The following is a 22,046-nucleotide window of genomic DNA, read 5'->3' on the forward strand; positions in this document are numbered from 1 at the left end:
GGAATGCGAACCAACTGGATGCGGCTGGACGTCGAGAAAACTGGTTTCGCTCACGCCGGCAATCAAGCCGTCAGAAGATTCGAAAGAGACACCGCAGGTTTGAATCCATGAATCGCATAATCTACATTATGGGAAATGCGAGTTGTATATTATGCAGTGAAGTCAAGGCTCAAGCCATCATGGCCGGGCTCGACATTCTCCGGCAATTCCCTGCAGAGCGTCATGTAGTCCAGGTCCACATGCATGTTCGTCAGAACCGCGCGCCGCGGCGAAATCCGCGCAATCCATTCCAGGGCCTGGTCCAGATGTGCGTGTGACGGATGGTGGGTATAGCGCAAGGCGTCCACCACGAACGTGTCTATGCCGGCGAGTGCGTCGAAGGTCTCCTCCGGCAATGCATTCACATCATTGCAATAGGCGAGGTTTCCGATCCGGAAGCCGAGACACCGGATGCGTCCATGCTCCATATCTACAGGCAGCACGTCCAGCGCGCCACCAGCGCCGGAGATCGTCACTGAGTTCAACGGCTCCAGGTCATCCTGAAGATCCAGAATGGCCGGATATCCACCCTGCCCCTGGAAACAGTAAGCAAACCGGTCGGTCAGCGTGCTGCGGGTCTCGGCGTTCATGAATGTCGGGATCGGCCGTCTTTGCCGAATGAACAGGGGGCGCACATCATCGATGCCGTGGCTCTGGTCCGCATGATCATGCGTAAACAGGATTGCATCCAGATGTTTGGTCCCTTGTCTCAGCAATTGTTCCCGCAGGTCTGGAGACGTATCGATCAGCACATTCGTCGCGCTTCCGCTTTCATCGAATACCTGTGCCAGCGCCGAACATCGAAGGCGCCTGTTGCGCGGCTCTTCCGGATCGCACGCGCCCCAGTCTCCCCCAACGCGCGGAACCCCACCGGATGATCCGGTACCAAGCAAGGTGAAGAGCCCCCGTTTCATCAACCACGGACCCTTGTAAAGAGCTTCAGGGCGTTCTGCGTGGTTGTCTCGAGCACTTCCTCAATCGGAAGCCCCTTCAGGGCCGCCAATGCCTCGGCGACATGAACGAGATAGGAAGGTTCATTGCGTCGGCCACGCATCGGAACCGGTGCCAGATACGGACAGTCCGTCTCAAGGATCAACCGGTCCATCGGTATATCTGCGATAACCTCGCGAACTTCCCGCGCGCTCTTGAAGGACAGGATGCCGGAAACAGACACATATGCTCCAAGATCGAGACCGCGGCGCGCAAGCCGCTCGCCACCCGTATAACAGTGAAGCAGCGGTGTGAACGCACCCGCCGCGTAAGCTTCCTCAAGCAGGTCCCCCATCATGTCGTCTGCTTCGCGCGTGTGAAGAATGAGCGGCAAACCTGTCTGACGTGCCGCTTCTATGTGCGTCTTCAAACTGCGGACCTGATCCTGCTCTTCGCTGTAGCCATAATGGAAATCCAGCCCGGTCTCCCCGATCGCCACAACGTTTTCGTCTTCAGCGCCTTCCACCAATTGGGCAACTGTCAGGTCGGTGAAATCCTTGCTGTGATGCGGGTGGACGCCGATCGAACACCAGATGTCGGCATGGGCGCGCGCAATGCCCAGCACTGCCGGAAAATTGTCGAGCCGATCACAAATGGCCAACATGCGAGAGACACCCGCTTCACGTGCGCGTGCAAGGACCTCACCCAGATCCTCGGCATACGTGTCGCCGTGCAGGTTTACGTGAGTATCAAACATTCCGACGACTTAGTGCGTCCGCGCCGGCGCATAAAGGCCCGCGATCAGCTTCGCCGCGGTTTGCGCCGGGTCCATGTTCAGGGCGCGCGCCTCGCTGGCACGACGAGACACATCCAGCCAGGCTTTGGCCGCACTCGAATCCTCCTCCGCGCGCCCGGCAAGCCAGGACAGGATCTCTTCCTGGAACGCTTCCATAGCGGTTTCGTCCGCGCTTGCCGTCTGTAGCGCGTCCGTGACCAGCCCGTCATTCGGACGGGGCAAGCTTTTCAAAAGGGTTTTTGCCGCATGAGCCGCCGCCAGTCCGGACGGTGTGGCGAGGCGCATACCGAGACCGGGCCGGCCCCTGGCCAGCGCAAAAGCTTCATCCGGCGCGCCGGCGGAATCGAGCGCCTTGCGTGTGTCATCCTCTCCAAGCGGCGTCACCCGCAGGGTTCGGCACCGTGACCGGATCGTCGGCAGGATGGAGGTTGAGCCGTGGTTCACCAGAAACAGCAGACTGTGGCCTGGCGGTTCCTCGAGAGTCTTGAGCAGCGCATTTGCCCCATTCCGGTTGAGTTCGTCGAGTGAGTCGATGATCCCGATGCGCCAGCCGCCCTGTGCAGGTTTCAGTGAAAAGAAATGCGTAAGGTCGCGGATCTGGTCCACACTGATATCCTGCCGCAGCTTTCCCTTGTCATTGAGTTCGCGCTTCACGATGCGCAGGTCCGGGTGTCCGCCCGCCAGACAAATGCGCGCGACCGGATCTTCCTCCGTTGCATCGAGTGGCGCTGTATCCGGACCACGCGCACCGAGCATGTAGGCAGCAAGACGGTGGGCCAGCGTGGCCTTGCCAACGCCGGACGGGCCCTCGATCAACCAGCCATGATGGAGTTTTCCAGTGCGCGCAGACTCGAGAAACGCGGTCTCCGCGGCGTCGTGTCCGAACAGGGGCCAGGCCGGGTTCACTGCGCCAGCTCATTGAGCGCATAGGCTTGCGCAACGATGGCCCATGCGGTTGCAAGCACATCGCCCTGTGGGCGTGAGGCGTCGACCAGATGACACCGTTGCGGCTCAGACCGCGCAAGCGAAATGAATCCCTGACGGACGGCATGATGAAAGTCGGCCTGCCGGGCCTCGAACGCGTCTTCCGGACCACGCCTGGAGGCGCGTCGGCCAGCCGTTACATCCAGCGGTGCTTCGAGCACAAGCGTCAGGCCCGGAACCGTATCGCCAAGGACCGAGCCTTCCATCGATTTCAAAACAGATGGCGAGACACCGCCTTTCACGCTTTGATAAACGCGCGTGGAGTCGGCAAACCGGTCACAGATCACCCATTTGTCAGCAGCGAGTGCCGGTCGGATCAGCTTTTCAAGATGGTCGCTTCGCGCGGCATTCATCAGCAGGGCTTCGCTCATCGGAGACCAGGTCTCTCCGGCCGGAGGATGCAATGCCAGTTTGCGCACCGCCTCTGCCAGCGGTGTGCCACCGGGTTCCCGCGTGACTACGACATCAAAGCCGTGCCGGGTCAGCCGGTCGGCGAGCGCCGCCTGAAGGGTCGACTTGCCCGTACCTTCGCCGCCCTCGAGCGTGATGAAGCGAAGCCGCCGAGCGTCACCCATCGCTGCCGCCAATCAACTGGCTCAGCCCCTCTACGGCGCGGCCGAAAAAGCCGAGTTTCTTGACACTGGCTTCAGCAACGATGGGTGCCTCGACAGGAGGCTGGCCATCAATCGTGACGACAAGCTTGCCAAGTGTATCTCCGGCGCGGATGGGCGCTTGCAGGGCGTTGTCGAGGACAATCTCCGTACGGGCCTTTTCCAGTGCAGCCTTGTGTCCGGCAATCGTCATCTTGTCAGCAAGGGAGACCGGTACGGCGCGCTGTTCTCCGAGCCAGACCTGGACTTCCGGCAGTTCGACGCTTTCCGGCGTGACGACTTTGAGATCATAGCTCTGGAAAGCCATGCGCATCATTCGTTCGCCTTCGCGCGCGCGCGCCGCCATGCTGTCGAGGCCATTGATCACGATGGTGCGGCGCACGCCATCGCGCACGGCCGAGGCGGTCAGGCCATAGCCTGACACTTCAAGATGGCCGGTCTTCAGCCCGTCGACTCCCTCGATGGACAGGATCGGATTCCGGTTGGCTTGCGTGTATTCGCGCCATGTATAGGACGGCATGTCGTACCAGTCATAATATTGCGGATACTTGTCGATGGTCAGCTTGGCCATCTTGGCGAGGTCTTCGGCAGAGACGACATGACCGACATCTTCCAGGCCGGTCGCGTTCTTGAAGTCCGCCGATGTCATGCCGAGTTCATGGGCGAGGGTGGTCATTCGCCGCGCGAAGGCTTCCTCGGATCCTGAAATGCCTTCGGCGAGTACGATACAAGCATCATTGCCGGACATGATGATCACGCCGTGCAGGAGTTCCTCCACGGTGGGCGTATCGCCCGGTGCCAGGCCCATCGTGGATGTGCCGGATGGAAACCCTCCGCGACGCCAGGCATCCTCGCTGACCGTGAACTGATCCGTCAGGGAAATCTCGCCGCGATCGATCAATTCGAAGACAAGAAAGGCGGTCATCATCTTTGTCATGGAGGCGGGGATCATCGGCTCGTCGCCATGTTTCGAAAACAGGATCGTGCCGGTTTCATGATCCATGATGACCGCATGGCTCGCCGGCGTGTCCATGATCTGAGCTTGAGCCCCTCCCGCAACAAGAACGGCAGACAGGAGTGCCGCCAGGACGTGGGTTCTCTGCATCATGTCAAATCTCCGGAGTGTTCATATCCAAGGGGCCGAACGCAAAACCGGCCCCTTTTCCGTCTATACAGGAAAAAGGGCCGGTTTGTGGTCAGCGTCAATGGTGGCGGTGCGATGGCGCACCTCAATCCTTGGAGACAATACGTCCCTGAGGCAGTCCATACCGGCCAAGATCGGCCTGCGTGCGATCTGCAGCTTCCCGGCTGATGAACGGGCCAACGCGCACTCTGAAGAAATCTGTTCCGTTCACATGAGCCGGATCAATCTGGGTCGTAATGTGAGCCGGCATGGTGCGCACGAGGGTTTCGGCATTGGCGATGTCGGAGAATGCGCCAACCTGGACAAAATAGGTCCCGGTTGAAACGGGCTGATACAAGGCTGGCGCGCCGCGATCGTGCGTGAACATCGCTGCAGGCTGAACCGACGGTGCGGCGGACAGGTCCTCGGCTGGATCTGCGTCCGCCGAACTGGTTGAAACCAGCGTCATTGACGCGGTGGCAGGCGCAACGGCCGGAGCAGGGCCCAGATAACGGATGCGCACATTGGCGCGCCCTGCCCCGGCCATGCCCAACTCGGTTGCGGCGCGCTCCGATAGCTGCAGCATGGCGCCATCCTCGAATGGCCCCCGATCATTCACGCGCACCACCACTTCCGTATTGGTGTCAATATTGACCACCTGCACCAGGCTCGGAAGCGGCAGGTTCGGGTGCGCCGCCATCAATTCGGATTGGCTGAACAGTTCGCCATTGGCGGTCGGCAGGCCGTGGAACTCGTCGCCATAGACAATTGCGGTGCCGGACTGGTCGAAAACCGGCACAGGCTCCGGCATCACAACAGGAGATGCGGCCGTGGCAGGCTTGGGGGCAGGTTGGGTCATACCCCCCTGCTCCGGCTGTTTCTCCACAGCACCTGCCAGGGCAGGAAGCGACTCGGAATCGACGGGTGCCTGGGCGCGTTCCGCGGCCACACGGCGGGCTGCAGCGCGCGGATCAAAGGCCTTTGGCGCTGTGGGATGCACGGCGACCGGTTCCGGCTGGACGGCAATTGGCGTATCAATACTGGCATAGGCCCGCTTGGCGGGTGCGGTTTGCGGGTGCGACGGCTGGACCGCCTGGCCGGCCGATTGTGCTGGCGCCCCCGGATAAGTGAATGCGATACGGGCTTTCGCCTTGCCGGGCGCAGCTGAGGTTGCTGTCGGCGTGATGAATACGGTCTGGCGTTCCGGGGAAATCCGCGCGCTGTCGCCAGCGGTCTTGAAGACGATCGGTGCCGGTGTGCGGGAATCTGCCTGTGCGGGAAGGACGATGGCCGCCGATATCAGGGCAGTTGCAAGAACAGCCTGGAGACGGGGTGTTGCCGGAAGGATAGTCACGCGCATTCGCGATTGGACCTCATTCTGAGTTGCGTTGGCGCTTTGCGCCTGAACGTCCGGCTTTTCTGCCGTACCTTGCCTGTTTACCACGCCAAGGTGGACACAGGATGAACTCATCCTGTTGAAACAGACGAGCACATTATCCTTTCATTTACACTTTGCCCAGCTGCGGCTGACGCAGATCGGGGCTTGCCAAGTCCTGCCTCGTGAGGGAAACAGCGGGACTTCGGAGGAGTGGCAGAGTGGTTGAATGCGGCGGTCTTGAAAACCGTTGAGCCTTCGCGGGCTCCGGGGGTTCGAATCCCTCCTCCTCCGCCACTGCCATTGGAGCACGCCCCTTCTAACGGACGCGATCGCGATCACGGAACCGAGGTCCACTCGGCGATTCAGACGTGTGAGACCATGCATCACGGCCCGGCGCCGCCCTCGGGGGGCTGACGCTTGGTAAGGCTGGCCATGCCCAGGACCATCCTGCACAACAGGATAAAACCGGACATTCAGGAGGACACATGCTCGAAGGTATCAAAGTGGTCGAATATGCGACCTACATGGCCGCCCCCGGTGCGGGGTCCATCCTCAGTGACTGGGGGGCCGATGTAGTAAAAATCGAGCCTCCGGGCGGCGATCCGATCCGCCTGTTCTTCAAGACCATCGGCACTGATATCACAGACAATCCGGTGTTTGATTTCGACAATCGCGGCAAGAAATCCATCGTGATCGACACATCCCGGCCGGAAGGACAGGACCTCGTCCGCAAAATGGTCGAGGAAGCAGATGTGTTTCTGACCAATGTGAGACCGGGCGGCCTGGAACGATCTGGCCTCGACTATGAGAGCCTGAAGGCGATCAATCCCAAACTCGTCTATTGTTCCCTGACGGGCTATGGCTTGCAGGGCCCGGACGCGAACCGCCCCGGCTTCGATATTGCGAGCTTCTGGAGCCGGACAGGCGTGGCAAGGCTGACCGTCCCAAAAGGCGAGGATCTGTTCGCGCTTCGCACCGCTTTTGGTGATCATACGACCTCCATGTCTGCGGCCGCCGGAATCTGTGCTGCACTGGTAGAAGCCGGCCGGACCGGGCAGGGCCGTCTGGTGGAGGCTTCGTTGTTCCGGACCGGCCTGTACGCGCTCGGCTCGGACTTCGCGATTCAGCTCTTCTTTGACCGGGTGGCATCGACCAAGTCCCGTCATGAGCAAAACGTGCCGATCACGAACTTCTTCGAGACGAAGGATGGCAGCTGGATTTGCCTGGTGTCACGACAGGGCGAAGTCGACTGGGGCCCCATATGCCGGGCCATCGGCCGTGAAGACCTGATCGAGGATGACCGGTTCAACTCGGCGAAGGCGCGCCGGAAGCACAAGGAAGAGGTGGTCACGATCCTCGATGAAGGCTTTGCCAACTTCACCAAGGAAGAGATGTCTGCGCGCCTCGACGCGGAATCGCTCGCCTGGGCTCCGGTTCAGACGCTGGCGGAAGTCGCCCGGGACCCTCAGGCATTGGCGGCCGGTGCGATCGTTCAGACTCCCAGCGCGAAAGGCGACGGATCAACCTATGCCTCGCCCGCTTCACCTGTCCGCTTCCCGGGCGCGGATGACGGCCCCAAAGGCCCCTCACCGACGCTCGGTCAGCACACTCGCGATGTCCTCGACAGCCTCAACCTGTCAGCTGAGGCCGTCGAGCAGCTTTTCGCCGAGAACGTCGTCGCCTAGCGCCCTTTGAAGTCGGGGGCGCGCTTTTCGAGAATCGCGTCCACGCCTTCCATATGGTCCTCGGTCTTGTGCATCAGGGCCTGGGACGCGGCGGACATTTCCATGATCGTCTCGTAGGACGCATGGGTCCCGTGCCGCATCAGTGTCTTGGCAAGCCGCAAGGCCTGAGGCGGCTGGGCGGCGATCTGTTCGGCCAGCGCCATGGCCTCGTCCATGAGGTTTTCGCCCGGAACGACTTTCGAGACGAGGCCCCATTCGGCTGCAGTCTGCGCGTCGATAACCTTGCCGGTGAAGAGAAGTTCGGCCGCACGCGAAGAGCCAATCAGGCGCGGGAGCAGCCAAGCTCCCCCATCGCCGGGAATGAGGCCCAGTTTGAGAAAGGTGACCCCCATTTTCGCCTTGTCCGCCGCAATCCGGATGTCGGCCATACAGGCGACATCGCAGCCCAGTCCGATGGCCGGCCCGTTGACGGCCGCAATCATCGGAACTTCCAGATTGTAGAGCGATTTCACGATCATGTGGATGTTGCGCCGATAGCCCTCCCGGATGTCATGCGGCGCGCCGCCAAAGGCACCGGTGCCTTCCTTCATCGCCTTGACATCGCCGCCGGCAGAAAAGGCCCGCCCCGCCCCGGTGAGCACGACGCAGCGAATGGCAGGGTTCGCCACGATCTCGTTGCAGGCCGCCGCGATTGCCGCGCCATCGCCTTCCGCGCCGAGCGCATTGAGGCTGTCGGGGCGATTCAAGGTGAGAACGGCGATGTTTCCGTGAATTTCTGTCTTGGCAATGGACATGTCGGCGGCTCCTCTTTTCTGCACTTGCTGGCAGGTGAGAGACCGATTGTCCACTCCGGATCCCCCTGCCCGTGCGGCAAGCCCGGGCGGGAGTTCAAACCACCAGAGGCGCCAGGAAAAAGCCGATGAGCGTGATGATACCGATACCCAGCAGGTTTAGCTGGAACCCCTTGCGCGTCATATCGCGGATCGGAACCGAATTGGTCGCATAGACAATCGCATTGGGCGCTGTGGCGACGGGCAACATGAAGGCACAGCTTGCGGCGATCGCTGCGGGCGCCAGAAAACTGGCCGCGTGCGCGCCAATCCCGGCCGCCATTGCGCCCAGTATGGGGGCGAGCGTGGTCATCGTTGCAACATTGCTGGTCAGCTCCGTCAGGAAGATCACCATGGCCACAACCGCCGCAACGAACAGGAGTGTTGGCAGAACGCCCAACGCTTCCAAATTGCCACCCAGCCAGACTGACAGTCCCGTGCTTTTCACAGCATTGCCAAGTGCGATACCGCCACCGAACAGGATCAGCACGCCCCATGGAATCCTGGCCGCCTCCTCCCATTCCAGCAAGGGACGCTTTTCAGACGGTCCGGCAGGGACGATGAACGCCGCCACGGCGCCCAGTATCGCAATCATCATGTCCACCTGCGAACCGCTGAAGCCTGCCAGCGTGCTCCAGCCTCCTGCGTCCAGTGTTCGAACCAGCCAGAGCCGCGAAATCCACAGGAATGCGATGATCACGAACAAAGAGGCGATGCGCTTTTCGGGCGTGGACAAAGCTCCCAGGCTGGAAAGATCTTTCCTGATACTCTGCAGCACATCGGCATCACGACCGGACGGCAGGGTACGGGTCGTAATCCACCAGGCACACGGAATCAGGAGACAGGTCGCCGGCACACCGATTGCCATCCATTGCGGAAAGCTGATGCTCTCACCGGTCTCGCGTTGCAACCAGTCCATGGCGATGAGGTTTGTAGGCGTCCCGATGGGAGTCGCAACTCCCCCTATCGAGGCAGCATAACATATGCTGAGCAACAGGGCGGACACGAACCGCCCATCCGACTCCTTCAGCGCCGCCGCGGCTGACAGGGCAATCGGAACAATCATCAATGTGGTCGCTGTATTGGATATCCACATGGACAGGAGCGCCGTCGCAACCATGAAGCCGAGCACCAGGGCTTTTCTGGACGTGCCTGCCCGCACCACAATGTTCAGGGCGATCCGCTGGTGAAGGTTCCACCGCTCGATGCCGACCGCAATCACGAACCCTCCAAACAGCAGCCAGACAATATGGTGGCCATAGCTGGCGCCAACCGACATTGGCGTTCCCGCCCCGATCAGCGGCAGGACCACGAGTGGCAGCAGCGACGTGACGGGAATGGGAACAGCCTCCGTGGCCCACCAGATCGCCATCCACACCATGAGGGCGCCCGTCGCAAGCGCCGCAAAACTCAAACTTTCGGGCCGGTCAACCGAAACGATGAGAAGTATCGCCAGTACCGGACCCGTCAGTAGGCCAATGTTCTGAACACTCGGGGCAAACCGCTTGCGGCCGGCCGCGACACGACTGGCCACCTGCCCGTTTCTTCCGGTCGTCCCAGACTGCATCTCCATGGCCCCTCGTGCTGTAAACTCGACAGGCGCAACAGTACCGCGCGGAATGCGCACAAAGGGTAAAACCGGTTCTGAGACTGTCAGAACAAGGATTTGTGCCAGGAGGCAAAAGCACGAACTCAAAGACTTGTGCCAATCCCTACAGCATCAGAGACACGAGGATATTGTCCGCGTCCCGAAGGTTGATTTTCCCTCTCAATTCCATGCGACGCCGGGACAATCAAATCCGGTAAATCGTTCTTGATGCCGACTGGAGAAGGCGAATATCGCTGAATGCAAGGGCGCATTTGTCCCCCAAAAGGGGGACTTGGCTTTCATGGCGGAACTTTTTTCGGGGAAATTCTGAAAAGTCTTCCGGCTTGCGCGTCCAGCTTTGTGAACGGTCGCAACGCGACGCTGATAAACAGGGGCCGGCAATGCCAAAGTCAGATGATGAGATTCTGATCCAATCCATGAGCATGGAGATTTCGACACGTCTCGACAAGAATGCGAGAGACGCATGGATCGATGCCATGGACCCGATATACGATATCGCCTTCCCGACCGCAGCGCCGGAAGAGTATGAGGCTTCTGTCAATGCTTGGCTGCTGGACAATCTGATCTTTACCAAGGTGGCCTTCGGCGAACAGAAATTCATTCGCGAACATCGCCATCTTCACCAGGACGATCTGGAATACCTGTCCTTGCAGATCTACACAAAAGGGCGCGGGCACGGTGTTCTCGGCGATATTCCGGTTACGATGAGCCCCGGATCCATTCACATTCTCGACTTCCGCCGCAATTGGCAGGCGATCTGCGAAGAGTCCGCAGTCGATGGCATCATCATTCCCTACAGCGCGATCGGCTACGACCCGTCAGTGCATCCGGCCCATATGGAATTCGATATCACCAGTCCTGTCGGAAGGGTTCTCTACAGCGCCATCCACGCCATGACGCTCCAGCTTCCGCACCTCAAAGAAGAGGCCGCGCCAGCAATTGCGGCCGGTTTCGGCGGGCTGTTGAGAGGATTGCTGATTTCGTCTGCCGAGCAACCAAACATCGTGGATGAAGCCCGCGCGATGGCAATGCGCGACTTTATTGACGACAACCTTTCCCGCATGACGCTGTCTGCCAAACATCTCTGCCAGGCCTTCGACGTGTCACGCGCCACCGTCTACCGAGCCTTCGAAGAGTCCGGTGGTCTGCAGCGATACATCATCCAGCGCCGGCTGGAACGCGCTTTTTCGGACCTGGCCATGTCGCCGCCGACGCGCGGCCGGGTTGTGCGGGCTGCCGAGGATTGGGGGTTCACGTCCGTTAGTCACTTCAGCCGCCTGTTCCGGGCGCGGTTCGACATGTCGCCAAGCGAACTGGCCAGCGCGACCTATGAGAAGACCCCCTTCCACCGCCGCATGGACCCACAGGTGCGCAGCAGCGTGAACTTCAAACCCTGGCTTCGAAGACTGTAGGGCCGGAGCACCTTACTTGTCACAAGACGTCGCTCTTCCGGGGGATGCCGCTACAAAGCAGGCCCGGGCTGATGCAGCGTAAATGAGACGCTGGTGACATAGACGGCCCCTATCCTAAGCTGGCGATTAATCTTCTGCTCCTATTGATCGTCAGGTACCGGAAAGCAAAGTCCGCACGAGGCAGACATGATGCCGACAATGATAAAATTTCCTCGCATGGCGCTTTCGCTGCTGATCTGTACATGGTTCTCGGCGCTATCAGCCCACGCATGCTTCACAGTCCGGCTGAATAACGAATCTTCGCAATCAGTACACGTGATATGGGCGGCACTTGGCTGCGGCAAAATCTATACGTCGAAGAACCTCGTTGCACCTGAAGGCTGCAGGGTGAGAACCGTTCATGCCGGACAAACTTCGTCCTACAGTTACCCTTGGGGAACAACCGCGCCGACCCTCTGGCTGGATTATACCTTTCACACCAGATACGGCAGCACCGGCGGATTTCTCCGATTCATCTATGACACGCATCACTTCGTTCAGGCTCATGACGAAATCTTCGGCATGACTCCCGGTTGCAAGCGCCACTTTTCCGTCACCGTCACAGATGCCGATCTCGGTTATGACACATAGGCATGCACCCGCGGGATGCCTGCAAGAGACGAGGCCATTATCTTGACCATTGCAATACGCCTGGCTGTCCTGACGATATCGGTCCTCGCCTCGCTGGCTCTGCCGGCCAGCGCATGCATCACTGCAGCCCTTGAAAATCAGTCAGACGCCGAAATCACCGGGTTCTGGGGGGCGTTCGGATGTGCGGGAATCTACAATGCCGAAGATCCCGTGCTTCTTCAGATTTGCGAGCATCACAAGATCGGACCAGGCAAAAGAAACTCGTATGATTACGAGTGGCTTAAATCAGCCCTCACCCTTTGGGTAACCTTCAAGGTCGACACAGATTTCGGCGAGTACAATCAAATGCGTCGGTACATATATGAACACGGAGGGTTCCGGCACAATACAGACGGCGTACCCGGCACACCGTTCGGATGCCATGGTCACTATACGGTTGTATTCACACAGGAAGATCTCCTTGAGGAGCAAAACAAATGAAGTTTCTGAGCCGGGTCTCGCCGTTTCTTGTGTTCGCTTTGGCCTGCGCGATGCCCGCACATGCCTGTTACAAGGTAGAACTGAAGAACCAGTCCGAATCAGACGTCATCGGACTGTGGATAGCGAACGCATGTTTTCGCACCTACGATTTGCATAGCATGCTTTTTTCGCGGATTTGCACGCACAAGACGACCCGTGCCGGCAGCTTTGAAGCCTACGACTTTGGCTGGCTCACAACCGCACCCGAAGTGGACGTTGTATTCAAGAAGCCAGACGGCCGCTACGCCCACATCAGGTACATGTATCGGGATGGTGGATTCTCGATCGAGAAGCACAACCCGCACTCGGTTCCCCATTGCGGACTGCACTACACAATCACGCTTACGCAACAGATTCTTGAGGAGAGGTACTGATGCCGAAAATGCATATCTTGAAAACCAGGGACTGCCCGCGAACGCCCAAACCGGTTTCGCGGGCCCTTGGGCGTCGGGGCGGACACCTGGTGGCGGCATTGTCCCTGGGCGCGGTCATCGCGCAGCCGGCATCTGCATGTTTTGCGGTTCAGGTGGAGAACCAGACGGATCGTCCTCTGGAACTGATCTGGCGCGCAGAAGGATGTGGGGGCATCTTCGATGGCCACGAGGAAGTGTGCCACCACAAGGCCGTGTCAGGGAATGGCTCGGAATCCTATGACTACCCCTGGATAAAGACCGGTCCGGTCGTGATCATCCGCGACTCTCACAAGTCCGACAAGGGTGAGAGCTATACGGAATGGTCCTACACCTATCATGACGGAGGTTTTCGCGACAGCACGTTCAAGGGTACCCCGCCCCATTGTGACGAACACTATACGATACAGTTCAGCCAGGTCGACTGGCTGTCGAGGTAGGTGCACATGTCCACATTCAGTCTGCTCCACAAACCGCTCCCGATACTCCGCCCGATTGCCCTGATGGCAGGCGTTTTGTTCTCCGGCGGTCCGGCATCTGCCTGCTACACGGTGAAAATAGAGAACACCAGCCAGCAGGAGATCCGGGTCGGCTGGGGCGCCATTGGATGCGGCAAGGTTTGGGAAGGTGAACAGATGATCTGCACCCATTCTACGGTCGCGTCGGGCACGACCAAATCCTACGACTTTCCCTGGCTCACCACTGCCCCCTCGATATTCGTGTATTTCAACTATCAGGGCAAAGATACGGATAAATATACGAAGAAGTATTTCGGCAACCGCGCCCGCTTTCAGTACAATCTGAAGGACGGAAAGTTTACGACCCGGCACGGCTTTGTGCCGGAGTCCGCTCCGCATTGCCACGAACACTACACCATCCACTATTCCCAGGAAGTGCTCCAGTCACAGTGGAACGAGATTCGCACTCAGGCCCTGAAACAGGCGCATGATGCGGGAGATATCTAGGCGGCTGTACACACGGCGCCATTCATTCAACAAAGGACCACATTCATGCGTTATCTGGTAATAATAGGCGCAATGATGCTGACCGCATCCCCTGCTTTCGCCTGCTACACGGTCAAGTTCGAAAACAAGTCCGACGCCACGATTGGCGTTGGCTGGAAAGCCGGCGGGTGCCTCAAGGTCTGGCAGAATTTTGCCGTCGTGTGCACGCATCATGTGATCGGCCCGGGTCACAGCAAATCCTACGACTATCCGTGGGGCACCACCGCTCCGGCAATCGTCGTTCTGGTTCCGGGAACAGAAGGCCACGAATTCTCGGACGGCTATGCCACATACAATCTTCACGGCAGTGAATTCGGTCGCAACAAGCCGTCTGACTACATTCCGGCTTCTGCACCCAAATGTCACAAGCACTATACGATCACGTACACGCAAAGTGACTACGACAAAGACCGGGTCGACCTGCAGTAACCGGGATGACACGTGACCATCACGGGCCTGCGGGGTTTGGTATCACAAAGAGGTTCTCGCCCTCCTGCGCTACACTGCCGGCCTTGTCGTGAGAAAAGGCCGGCAGGTTTGCATCTCAGTCATCACCGCAAATGTTGCCCTTTGCGTCGGAACTCTTGCCTCCCGGCTTCTTGACATCAAGCTTTGGCTCAAACGCCGTGCCGTAGGATTTCATCGTGATCTTGCAGCCCGGCGTCAGGGTCAGGTCTCCGGCCAGGTCGGGAGCAAGGGCCAGTTTGAAATGGGCCGTGTAGGTGCAAGTCGCCGGCAATATGAAAGCGACGGCATTGCCAAGGGAAATGTCACCCTTGTGTGAAACGTCGATGGATTCACAGGTGGCGCTGTCCGCACTGAGAATCTTCGGCTCAGTCTCGGCTGCTGCGCCCTTCAGCCGAACGTCGGTGACGACATAGCCACCGCCATTCTCGAACGTGATGGTCCCACAATAGGCGAGCTCTTCCTTGCAATACGCATCCCTGTCAATCGCCGACAACTCGGCGTTCGCAGGAAGCGGTGCGGCGATGCAAACGGCCGCACTTGCGATGACACCGACCGACAGCAAACGCGGCGATGGCATACGAACGTTTTGAATCAGGTGGATTCGCATCCTGCATCCTCCTTGTTCGTAAAGAATTCCAGATGGGAGTCATACAACGTTCCGGTGCCAATGATCTTCACTTCACATTCCTGTGTCAGCGAGAAGGTCCTTGATTTGGTCGATGCTTTGCCGATCGCGCCGGAAACATTCACGATCAATGTGTAGTGACAAGGTGCCGGCACCTTGAAAGTATGAACCTCGTCCTTCAACAAGTCCTTTTTGATCCTGTAGTCGATACTGTTGCACCGGGAGCTGTCTGTCAGGAGCGCTGTTCGGCTGCCCTCCAGATAAATATCGGAATAGGCAACCCAGCTATTGTTGTAGACGCGGATTTCTCCACAGGATACCATGTCGGCCTGACACGAATCCTCAATGGTTTCCGCAGACGCAGACATGGGCACAGCGAAGATTGCACCCAAGGCCACAAGACCCGCCGCAGCAGATACCGCCTGGGTTAACCAGCCTTTCGAACACGAAGGCTGTTGACCTTCTTCCGGATTCCTTAACACGACTACCTCCAATAAATATCTACACTGAATATGGATCTGTCACGCCTAACAGCTCACTAAACCTGCGCTGAATTTCCCCTGCAGACCACGCCCTTTCGTTGCACGAGGGTCTCAGTCAGCTGACTATTCAAGCCTCATTAACCAGCCCGCTCTCTAAGTCCGTTCAGCAATGAACCAGCAAGGCGTGGCCACCATCATTGGTGTGCGCGTCATGTTCCACGAGCAGGAGGTTCCCATGTGGCAGAAACTTGTTCTCTCGGCGGTCTCGGCTGTCGCGTTCACACACGCAGCCAGCGCTTGCGTGACCGTCAAAGTGTACAATGACTCAGATAAGGATATCGAAGTCGTGTGGCAGGCGCTGGGGTGCGCGGGCGCATTCGATTCCTTCATTACGGTGTGCAAGCACACGCTGATGAAAGCGCACAGCGGCTCAGTCAGTCACGATTTCCCATGGGGGCAATCGGCGCAGACGGTGCTCTTTCACTATCCGGTCATCGTAGATGGCAAACGTGAGTGGGTGCGATCCTCGTTCGGATACATTCACAAACATAACAGGTACGAAAAGATCAAGACGATCTCCACCTCACCAGGTGGATGCCATCGGCACTATACCGTTCACTATACCAATGACGACGTCGCGGAAGACACCAAGAACGCCTATCAATCCCAAGCAATCTCCACTGAAATGGACTCCGACGCATGAGCACGTTTTCCAAAGGAACGAGTGTCCGCTACTTGCCCCTCCTGTTCACGGGAGTTCTGTGCGGCTGTATCGCCTCTCCCGACGATCTTGACCGGGAGATGGACGCATTTGTCCAGAACTACCTCGCACAGAGCGCAGCACCGCCGAAACTCACTTCCGATTCCGGAAAAAACATTCGGCGTCTCAAATTGCAGGATAACGGTACCGGAGAAATGGTGCTGAGCGCGCATCTTGAAAATGCGTCGGTGTCTGATGTCATGGATTCGATACTGAAACAGGCCGACTTGCCATATGAGTCCGGGGATGTGGCCTTTTCAGGGAATGCAACCGTTCTGTTCTCGTCCCTTCCCCTTGTCCAGGGATTGAATTTGATCCTAGCCCCGTCTCATGTGTCAGTTGCGCTACAGGACGGTGTGCTTGTGTTCTCGTCCGGGGTTGAAGCGATGGCCCAGACGACGACAAGTCAGGATGCGTCCCAACCCGTCCGTACACAGGTTGTGTTGAAATACATTGATGCGGACGATGCGGTCAATCTGCTGAACTCTCTGCAGCCACACAGCGAATACGATGACGATGGTGATGACAGCGATGACTACGACGACGATGGCAGCTATGAAAGTGACGATAGCAGCGACGATGATGACGAAAGCTCGGACGATACCGATTCTTCCGGTAGTGCCAGCGGCGCAGTCGTCATAACATCCAGCGGGGATGTCGAAGACGACACTGACTATCAGGAGTCAGAAGGCGGCCCACAGCAAATGACCGCTTCGCGGCTGCCCGGCACCAATGCCGTCTTTCTTTCGGGAACAGCCGCGCAGGTTCACGAGGCAATGATCCTGTTGCGATTTGCGGATCGCGAACGCCCGCATGTCATCATTGAGGCCCTGGTGCTCGAGGCCGATGCGGTCGCGCTGAAGCGTCTGGGCACCCGCGTCTCGGATGCGGCCAGCGGCAATTACAGCGGAATTGATCTTGCTCCCGGAGACTCGCTGAACGATGCCATAACATTCTCCTTCCTGAGCGGCGCGGGAAACGCCACGCAGCTCACCGCGATGGTTGACCTTTTGACCGACCGCTCCCATGCCCGGGTTATTTCACGGCCCTATACGTCTACGTTGAGCCACGAGACGGCCAAGCTGGAAGTTACAAGGGATCAATATGTGATTGTGGAAGAAGGTGATGGTGTGCGGTCGACGACACCGATCTCCGCCGGCATCACGCTTGATGTCACCCCGCAAGTGCTTGATGAGGATATCATTCGCGTGCAGCTCAGCGTGGAGGCGTCGGAGTTCATCTCTTCGGCAGATGATACCAATGTTACCATCGACCGCAGCAATGCCAGCTCAGTGATGGACGTGGTCAGTGGTCAAACGATCATTGTCGGCGGCCTGTACCGTCATGAAGGCACTCAGGGGAACTCCGGCGTGCCGTTCCTCCGCAATGTTCCCGCGGTGAACCTGCTGTTTGCCCAACGCCAAGAGCAGATGGAGGAGACGGAAATCATCGTGTATTTGACGCCTCACATCTGGCATCTCGACAACCCGCCTCCGGCCCCGCTTCATGACGTGAAGCGATTGATCGCGAGAGGCGACGTCGAGTAATCATCGGCCAGGAAGATAAATAGTTTGGAAGGCGCGGAAATTGACATGCCCGTGCCTTCCCTCTGCCTTTCAATTCAGGGTCTCTCGTCACCGTCGGACCAGGTCGCGCGATTCATCGGGGCCGAAACCACATCTTGCCGCGACCGACTACGGATTCTGTAATTCAGCGGAATGGCGTTGCCGTGGCTGCCCGCCAGATCCCGTTCGCGATTGACCGACAGCAAATGTCTGGAAGGCACGCCCGCTCGCGCCGGGGCTTTCAATTTTCCGTGTAGCATTCCTTGCTGATTATGAAATCGCGCTTTCCGTCCAACTTGCGACCAAGTGTGTCCAGCCCGAAAGTGCCCCACACGCCAGCTTCCCAGACGATGGGTGCCGCAACCACAACGACAAGCCCCACCCCCGATGCACTCAATCCTTCCAAAGCGGCATCTTCGAGCGCTTCACTCATGATGAACCCGTCGCGGGCCATGCCGGTATAAGCCGTGAACCATTTATACGCGGCATAACTGCCGAACCCGAGATCGCCTACGAAGGTCAGGCTGCCTGTGCCGATCGCGCCAAAACCTGCCCATTGTTCATATGTCTCGAGATCCGCAGAAGTGGTGACGTATTTGTATTCCAGTGTGCATCCATCCTTGGCCGCCGGAGGGACATATGTGAACTGCCAGTTCTTGTCGCCATCCTCGCGTTTTACAGCCACAGCATAGGTGCAGCCCTGCAGCACCTTGATGGTCTTGTCGGCGCCGGGTTTCCAATAATGCAGTTTCTCCTCACGCATGCGTCGCGTGAACTTGTCCTTGTCCGACATCGACTTTTTTTCGGCGTAGGGCAGATTCACCACATCGATACAACCCGGTATTTCGAATATCTGGAATGCCTCCAGAGCGCCGCTCCCGGTGAGCGAACCATTCCTGGACTCGTCTGCCCAGTCGAGTGTGGCCCGGGACCGGTTCTTGATCGTTACCTCGATGCATGGCCGACCGGAATTCTGCGTATTGCAGAAATCCTCGGTATCCTGCTCAATATAGATATCACTCTGAAACTCGGAAGGCGCGTGTGTTGTCGCATCTTCCGCCGCAGCCGGAAAGCCGCACAGGCCCGCACCGACCAGACACGCAATCAATCTGATTACTCCTGACACGGCTCTGCACCTCAATGTTTCTGCCTCAGACCATCAATAGCACTGCTTGCCCAAAATGAAATCGCGTTTGCCGTCGAAATCGCGAACAAGTTGGTCAATTCCATAGGCCGACCACAGGCCTGCTTCATAGGCGGCAGTCGCCACCACCAGGATCAGCACAGTTTCCCCTCCGAGCAGCACGCCATTCTCAAGCGCTGTCTCGAGCATGGACTGACCTGCGATGGTTTCCTGGATCCCGATCATCTGGGAATAATAGCTCGCACCGGTGAAGAAGCCCGTATTGATCAGGCCGGTCAATCCGGCAGCACCTTCGCCGCCAAGCGCTCCGAATGTTGCCCACCGCTCATAGGCTTTGAGGTCTGCTTTCGATGTTATGTACCTGTAGTCGATTTCGCACCCTCTTTTGGCCGAAGGTGGAATATAGGAATACTGCCATTTATGGTCCCCCTTCTCCCGCTTTACGGCGATGGCATATGTGCATCCCCTGAGCACCTTGATCGTCTTGTGGCGCCCGTCTTTCCAGTAATGCAGATTTTCCTGGCGCATGCGGCGAGAATACGTCTCGTCCGGCCCCAGATGCGCTCGCACGTCTGCTGACAACTGGTATCGCTTGACACAGCCCTGGGCCTCAAACACCTGAAATGCCTCCAGTGCGCCGGTCCCGCTGAGCGAGCCGTCCAAAGAATTGTCCCGGATATCGACGACGGACATGGAACTGTTCTTGATGGTGACCTCGATACACGCCCGGCCCGAGGACTGACCGGTACAGAAATCCTCGTAGTCCGCCTCGATATAGGTGTCGCTCTTGAATTTCTCCGGCACCTTCGATGTTGCATCTGCGATCGCCGCCGGTGTTGCGGCGAAGACAGCCAGGGAAACAAGGACGAATAGAACTGGATTGCAGGGTCTCATGAATGTATCGCTCCCTTGGTGCATGAATGATGGGCTCAACAATGCTCGCCGAGCAGGAAGTCCCGTTTCCCGTCAATCACATGGATGCCGGCATCAATACCGTAGGCGCCCCACAGGCCTGCCTCATAGGCAGCCGCTGCGCCCAGCACGAACACCGCAGGCATGGCGCCAATTACTGTAGATTCCAGCAGGACATCGGAGACGGTCAATATGCTGTCATAGGTCAGGTAGTATGCGGCGGCCGACCCCGCCGTTACGCCGGCGAGAACCGCCTCCGCACCGCCCCCGATGGCGCCAAAGGTTGCCCATTTCTCATAGCTCTTGATGTCGGCCTTGTTCGTGACGTAGCGATAGTCCAGGCGGCAGCCCGACTTTGCCGTGGGCGGAACATATGAAAAATGCCAGTGATGCTTTCCCTCCTTCCGTTTCACGGCAACAGCATATGCACAGCCTTGAAGCACCTTGATGTCCTTCTCCCGGCCGGGCCGCCAATAATGCAGGTTCTCCTGGCGCATACGGCGCGTAAAATTGGACTTTTCGGGAACATGCTGGCGTGTATTGCCGGGCAGATTGTTCCGCGTGATGCATCCGGGGGCCTCGAACACCTGGAACCCTTCCAGGGCCCCACTGCCCAGAGCGGATCCGTCAAGCGAATCATCCGCCACGTCCAGAGTGGCCCGGGATTCATTCTTGATCGTGATTGTGATGCATTTTCGGCTGGAGGACTGGGATGAGCAAAAATCCTCGTAATCCGCTTCGATATAGGTATCGCTTTGAAACTGCTTTGGAAGGCTTGATGTCGCATCCGCAAAGGCTGGCGCACCGAGAGGTACCTGCGTCAGCAACAGCGCAAGCCAGACAGGACCATTCAGTTTCAACATGGTTTCGCCCCTCATTCCCAACGTCTACGTACAATTATTGATAATGGCACTTGCACAAGATCGGACTGTGCTGACCTTGCGCGATCAGCAGTCCTTGTTCAGCGTGAAGTCCCGATGCCCATCAATTTTGTCAACGAGTTCCTGTCCGGCGAACGCCCCCCAAAGGCCAGCTTCATAGGCAACGACCGCTGCTGCCAGATACACACCGGCCGTCGTCGCGGCCTCGATCCCTGCAGCGGCGCCGTCCGAGAAGGCTACGCCAAATGTATCAACGCCATTGGACAAGGTATTGGTGGTCGCAACAATGGTCGTCGTACTGCCAACACCCAGAATGCCGGTGATCGTGGCGATGTCTCCTCCGATTGCCCCGAATGTGGCCCATCTTTCATATGATGCGAGGTCAGCATCCTGCGTAACGTACTTGTAGTTCAGTTTGCAGCCCGTCTTCGCGGACGCAGGAATATAGGACAAGTGCCATTTGTGATCACCAATCTTGCGCTTTACCGCAACCGCATAGGTGCACCCCCTCAGAACCTTGATGGTCTTCTCCCGGGCCGGCCGCCAGTAATGAAGTTTCTCTTCGCGCATGCGCCGCGTGAATTGCCCATCCGCCGGCACACTCTTTTTGAGGTGCTGCGGCAGGTCGCCTCTGTCGATACAGCCCGGAAACTCGAACACCTGAAACCCGTCGAGCGCGCCACTTCCGGTCACCGACCCCTGTTTGGTATCATTGACAGGGTCGAGCGTCGCCCGGGAGCTGTTCCTGATCGTGACTTCGATACACTCCCGGCCCGATGACTGGCTCGAGCAGAAATCCTCATAGTCGGCTTCAATATAGGTATCACTCCGGAATTGTTCCGGCACGCTGGAAGTTGCGTCAGCATGGGCGAGCCCCCCTGCCATGTTGGCGAGGAGGAAGACCGTGCAGATCGATGCCAGATGTCCCATTCCACCCGGCAGGCTCGCCCGGCCCTGCGATTGACGGTGAATCCTTGTGTCGACCAACATGTTACCTGTTCCTTTCACTTCTCGAATCCGGTCTCACAACCTGTCTCGTTGCGAGGTCCCGGATGCATTGACGCGCATGTTCCAGTCAGGAAGACCTCCTCATGACCGTCAGACTGAACTCACGGACCTATTGTCCGAATACGTCCATAAAGTCCCCGCGGGATCCATGCCGAAGAGCATGCAGCTCGCCTTTCAATTTCTACGCTAGGCAGATTCTGGGCACCTGATCATTAACACCCGGTCGCCAACTGCTTGCAGC

At 58.3% G+C, this 22,046-nt stretch carries 24 protein-coding genes and 1 tRNA gene; 11 read left to right on the forward strand and 14 right to left on the reverse strand.

Translation table 11 applies throughout. The features are described 5' to 3' along the window. Positions 1-149: 149 nt before the first annotated feature. The 6 genes from HF955_RS15650 to HF955_RS15675 form a co-directional block, all read right to left on the reverse strand. Positions 150-953: an MBL fold metallo-hydrolase gene (locus tag HF955_RS15650; RefSeq protein ID WP_291076442.1), complete on the reverse strand. Its 804-nt coding sequence runs from the start codon at positions 951-953 to the stop codon at positions 150-152. Continuing rightward, on the reverse strand, positions 953-1,726 hold the full coding sequence (locus HF955_RS15655) for a TatD family hydrolase (RefSeq protein ID WP_291076444.1): 774 nt from the start codon (positions 1,724-1,726) through the stop codon (positions 953-955). The genes HF955_RS15650 and HF955_RS15655 overlap by 1 nt, the downstream gene beginning before the upstream one ends. A 9-nt stretch (positions 1,727-1,735) precedes the next feature. Continuing rightward, positions 1,736-2,671 carry a DNA polymerase III subunit delta' gene (locus tag HF955_RS15660; RefSeq protein ID WP_291076446.1) on the reverse strand — a complete coding sequence of 312 codons (936 nt, stop codon included), beginning with the start codon at positions 2,669-2,671 and terminating at the stop codon, positions 1,736-1,738. Further along, positions 2,668-3,324 (reverse strand): dTMP kinase, encoded by a 657-nt coding sequence (gene tmk, locus HF955_RS15665; RefSeq protein WP_291076448.1) that lies wholly within the window; start codon positions 3,322-3,324, stop codon positions 2,668-2,670. Before tmk ends, HF955_RS15660 begins: the two co-directional genes overlap by 4 nt. Beyond that, positions 3,317-4,468 (reverse strand): D-alanyl-D-alanine carboxypeptidase family protein, encoded by a 1,152-nt coding sequence (locus tag HF955_RS15670; protein WP_291076450.1) that lies wholly within the window; start codon positions 4,466-4,468, stop codon positions 3,317-3,319. Before HF955_RS15670 ends, tmk begins: the two co-directional genes overlap by 8 nt. 121 nt (positions 4,469-4,589) lie before the next feature. After that, positions 4,590-5,843, reverse strand: a complete 1,254-nt coding sequence (locus HF955_RS15675; protein ID WP_291076452.1) for a septal ring lytic transglycosylase RlpA family protein — start codon at positions 5,841-5,843, stop codon at positions 4,590-4,592. Positions 5,844-6,065: 222 nt separating this feature from the next. Between HF955_RS15675 and HF955_RS15680 the strand changes: the two genes are divergently transcribed. Then, positions 6,066-6,155 (forward strand) — tRNA-Ser (locus tag HF955_RS15680). A gap of 191 nt (positions 6,156-6,346) precedes the next feature. Then, the gene (locus HF955_RS15685; protein WP_291076454.1) at positions 6,347-7,546 is read left to right on the forward strand and encodes a CaiB/BaiF CoA-transferase family protein; all 1,200 of its coding nucleotides are present in this window, start codon (positions 6,347-6,349) and stop codon (positions 7,544-7,546) included. Here the strand turns inward: HF955_RS15685 and HF955_RS15690 are convergent. After that, positions 7,543-8,340 (reverse strand): crotonase/enoyl-CoA hydratase family protein, encoded by a 798-nt coding sequence (locus HF955_RS15690; protein WP_291076456.1) that lies wholly within the window; start codon positions 8,338-8,340, stop codon positions 7,543-7,545. The genes HF955_RS15685 and HF955_RS15690 overlap by 4 nt on opposite strands. Positions 8,341-8,434: 94 nt before the next feature. Then, on the reverse strand, positions 8,435-9,910 hold the full coding sequence (locus HF955_RS15695; RefSeq protein WP_291076458.1) for a DASS family sodium-coupled anion symporter: 1,476 nt from the start codon (positions 9,908-9,910) through the stop codon (positions 8,435-8,437). 455 nt (positions 9,911-10,365) lie between these two features. On the opposite strand from HF955_RS15695, the gene HF955_RS15700 reads away from it, so the two are divergent. The 7 genes from HF955_RS15700 to HF955_RS15730 all read left to right on the forward strand — a co-directional run bounded on the left by HF955_RS15700 (position 10,366) and on the right by HF955_RS15730 (position 14,389). Beyond that, complete coding sequence (locus tag HF955_RS15700) at positions 10,366-11,397, forward strand: AraC family transcriptional regulator (RefSeq protein WP_291076460.1); 1,032 nt, start codon at positions 10,366-10,368, stop codon at positions 11,395-11,397. A gap of 216 nt (positions 11,398-11,613) precedes the next feature. Beyond that, on the forward strand, positions 11,614-12,027 hold the full coding sequence (locus tag HF955_RS15705) for a hypothetical protein (protein ID WP_291076461.1): 414 nt from the start codon (positions 11,614-11,616) through the stop codon (positions 12,025-12,027). Between the two features lie 42 nt (positions 12,028-12,069). Next, positions 12,070-12,507 (forward strand): hypothetical protein, encoded by a 438-nt coding sequence (locus HF955_RS15710; protein WP_291076463.1) that lies wholly within the window; start codon positions 12,070-12,072, stop codon positions 12,505-12,507. Next, positions 12,504-12,920, forward strand: coding sequence for a hypothetical protein (locus HF955_RS15715; RefSeq protein WP_291076465.1), 417 nt, complete (start codon positions 12,504-12,506; stop codon positions 12,918-12,920). Before HF955_RS15710 ends, HF955_RS15715 begins: the two co-directional genes overlap by 4 nt. Positions 12,921-13,009: 89 nt before the next feature. Next, the gene (locus tag HF955_RS15720) at positions 13,010-13,396 is read left to right on the forward strand and encodes a hypothetical protein (protein WP_291076467.1); all 387 of its coding nucleotides are present in this window, start codon (positions 13,010-13,012) and stop codon (positions 13,394-13,396) included. A 6-nt stretch (positions 13,397-13,402) separates the two neighbouring features. Continuing rightward, positions 13,403-13,921 carry a hypothetical protein gene (locus HF955_RS15725; protein WP_291076469.1) on the forward strand — a complete coding sequence of 173 codons (519 nt, stop codon included), beginning with the start codon at positions 13,403-13,405 and terminating at the stop codon, positions 13,919-13,921. 45 nt (positions 13,922-13,966) lie between these two features. Further along, positions 13,967-14,389: a hypothetical protein gene (locus HF955_RS15730; protein ID WP_291076471.1), complete on the forward strand. Its 423-nt coding sequence runs from the start codon at positions 13,967-13,969 to the stop codon at positions 14,387-14,389. A 115-nt stretch (positions 14,390-14,504) separates the two neighbouring features. Here the strand turns inward: HF955_RS15730 and HF955_RS15735 are convergent, their stop codons facing one another. Continuing rightward, positions 14,505-15,005 carry a hypothetical protein gene (locus tag HF955_RS15735; protein WP_291076472.1) on the reverse strand — a complete coding sequence of 167 codons (501 nt, stop codon included), beginning with the start codon at positions 15,003-15,005 and terminating at the stop codon, positions 14,505-14,507. A 14-nt stretch (positions 15,006-15,019) separates the two neighbouring features. Next, positions 15,020-15,535 (reverse strand): hypothetical protein, encoded by a 516-nt coding sequence (locus HF955_RS15740; RefSeq protein WP_291076474.1) that lies wholly within the window; start codon positions 15,533-15,535, stop codon positions 15,020-15,022. 184 nt (positions 15,536-15,719) lie between these two features. Here HF955_RS15740 and HF955_RS15745 point away from each other — a divergent pair, with 184 nt between their 5' ends. Both HF955_RS15745 and HF955_RS15750 read left to right on the forward strand, forming a co-directional pair. After that, a complete protein-coding gene (locus tag HF955_RS15745) occupies positions 15,720-16,238 on the forward strand; it encodes a hypothetical protein (protein ID WP_291076476.1) in 519 nt (172 codons plus the stop codon). A 98-nt stretch (positions 16,239-16,336) separates the two neighbouring features. Further along, a complete protein-coding gene (locus HF955_RS15750; RefSeq protein WP_291076478.1) occupies positions 16,337-17,842 on the forward strand; it encodes a type II secretion system protein GspD in 1,506 nt (501 codons plus the stop codon). A 259-nt stretch (positions 17,843-18,101) separates the two neighbouring features. Here HF955_RS15750 and HF955_RS15755 read toward each other — a convergent pair whose 3' ends face one another. From HF955_RS15755 to HF955_RS15770, 4 genes are all read right to left on the reverse strand, one after another. After that, positions 18,102-18,968, reverse strand: coding sequence for a hypothetical protein (locus HF955_RS15755; RefSeq protein ID WP_291076480.1), 867 nt, complete (start codon positions 18,966-18,968; stop codon positions 18,102-18,104). 51 nt (positions 18,969-19,019) lie between these two features. Then, a complete protein-coding gene (locus HF955_RS15760) occupies positions 19,020-19,898 on the reverse strand; it encodes a hypothetical protein (RefSeq protein ID WP_291076482.1) in 879 nt (292 codons plus the stop codon). Between the two features lie 35 nt (positions 19,899-19,933). Further along, positions 19,934-20,779 carry a hypothetical protein gene (locus tag HF955_RS15765; RefSeq protein WP_291076484.1) on the reverse strand — a complete coding sequence of 282 codons (846 nt, stop codon included), beginning with the start codon at positions 20,777-20,779 and terminating at the stop codon, positions 19,934-19,936. Positions 20,780-20,863: 84 nt separating this feature from the next. After that, on the reverse strand, positions 20,864-21,787 hold the full coding sequence (locus HF955_RS15770; RefSeq protein ID WP_291076485.1) for a hypothetical protein: 924 nt from the start codon (positions 21,785-21,787) through the stop codon (positions 20,864-20,866). Between the last annotated feature and the right edge of the window lie 259 nt (positions 21,788-22,046).

The sequence above is a fragment of the Hyphomonas sp. genome (assembly GCF_017792385.1).
GTDB lineage: Bacteria > Pseudomonadota > Alphaproteobacteria > Caulobacterales > Hyphomonadaceae > Hyphomonas.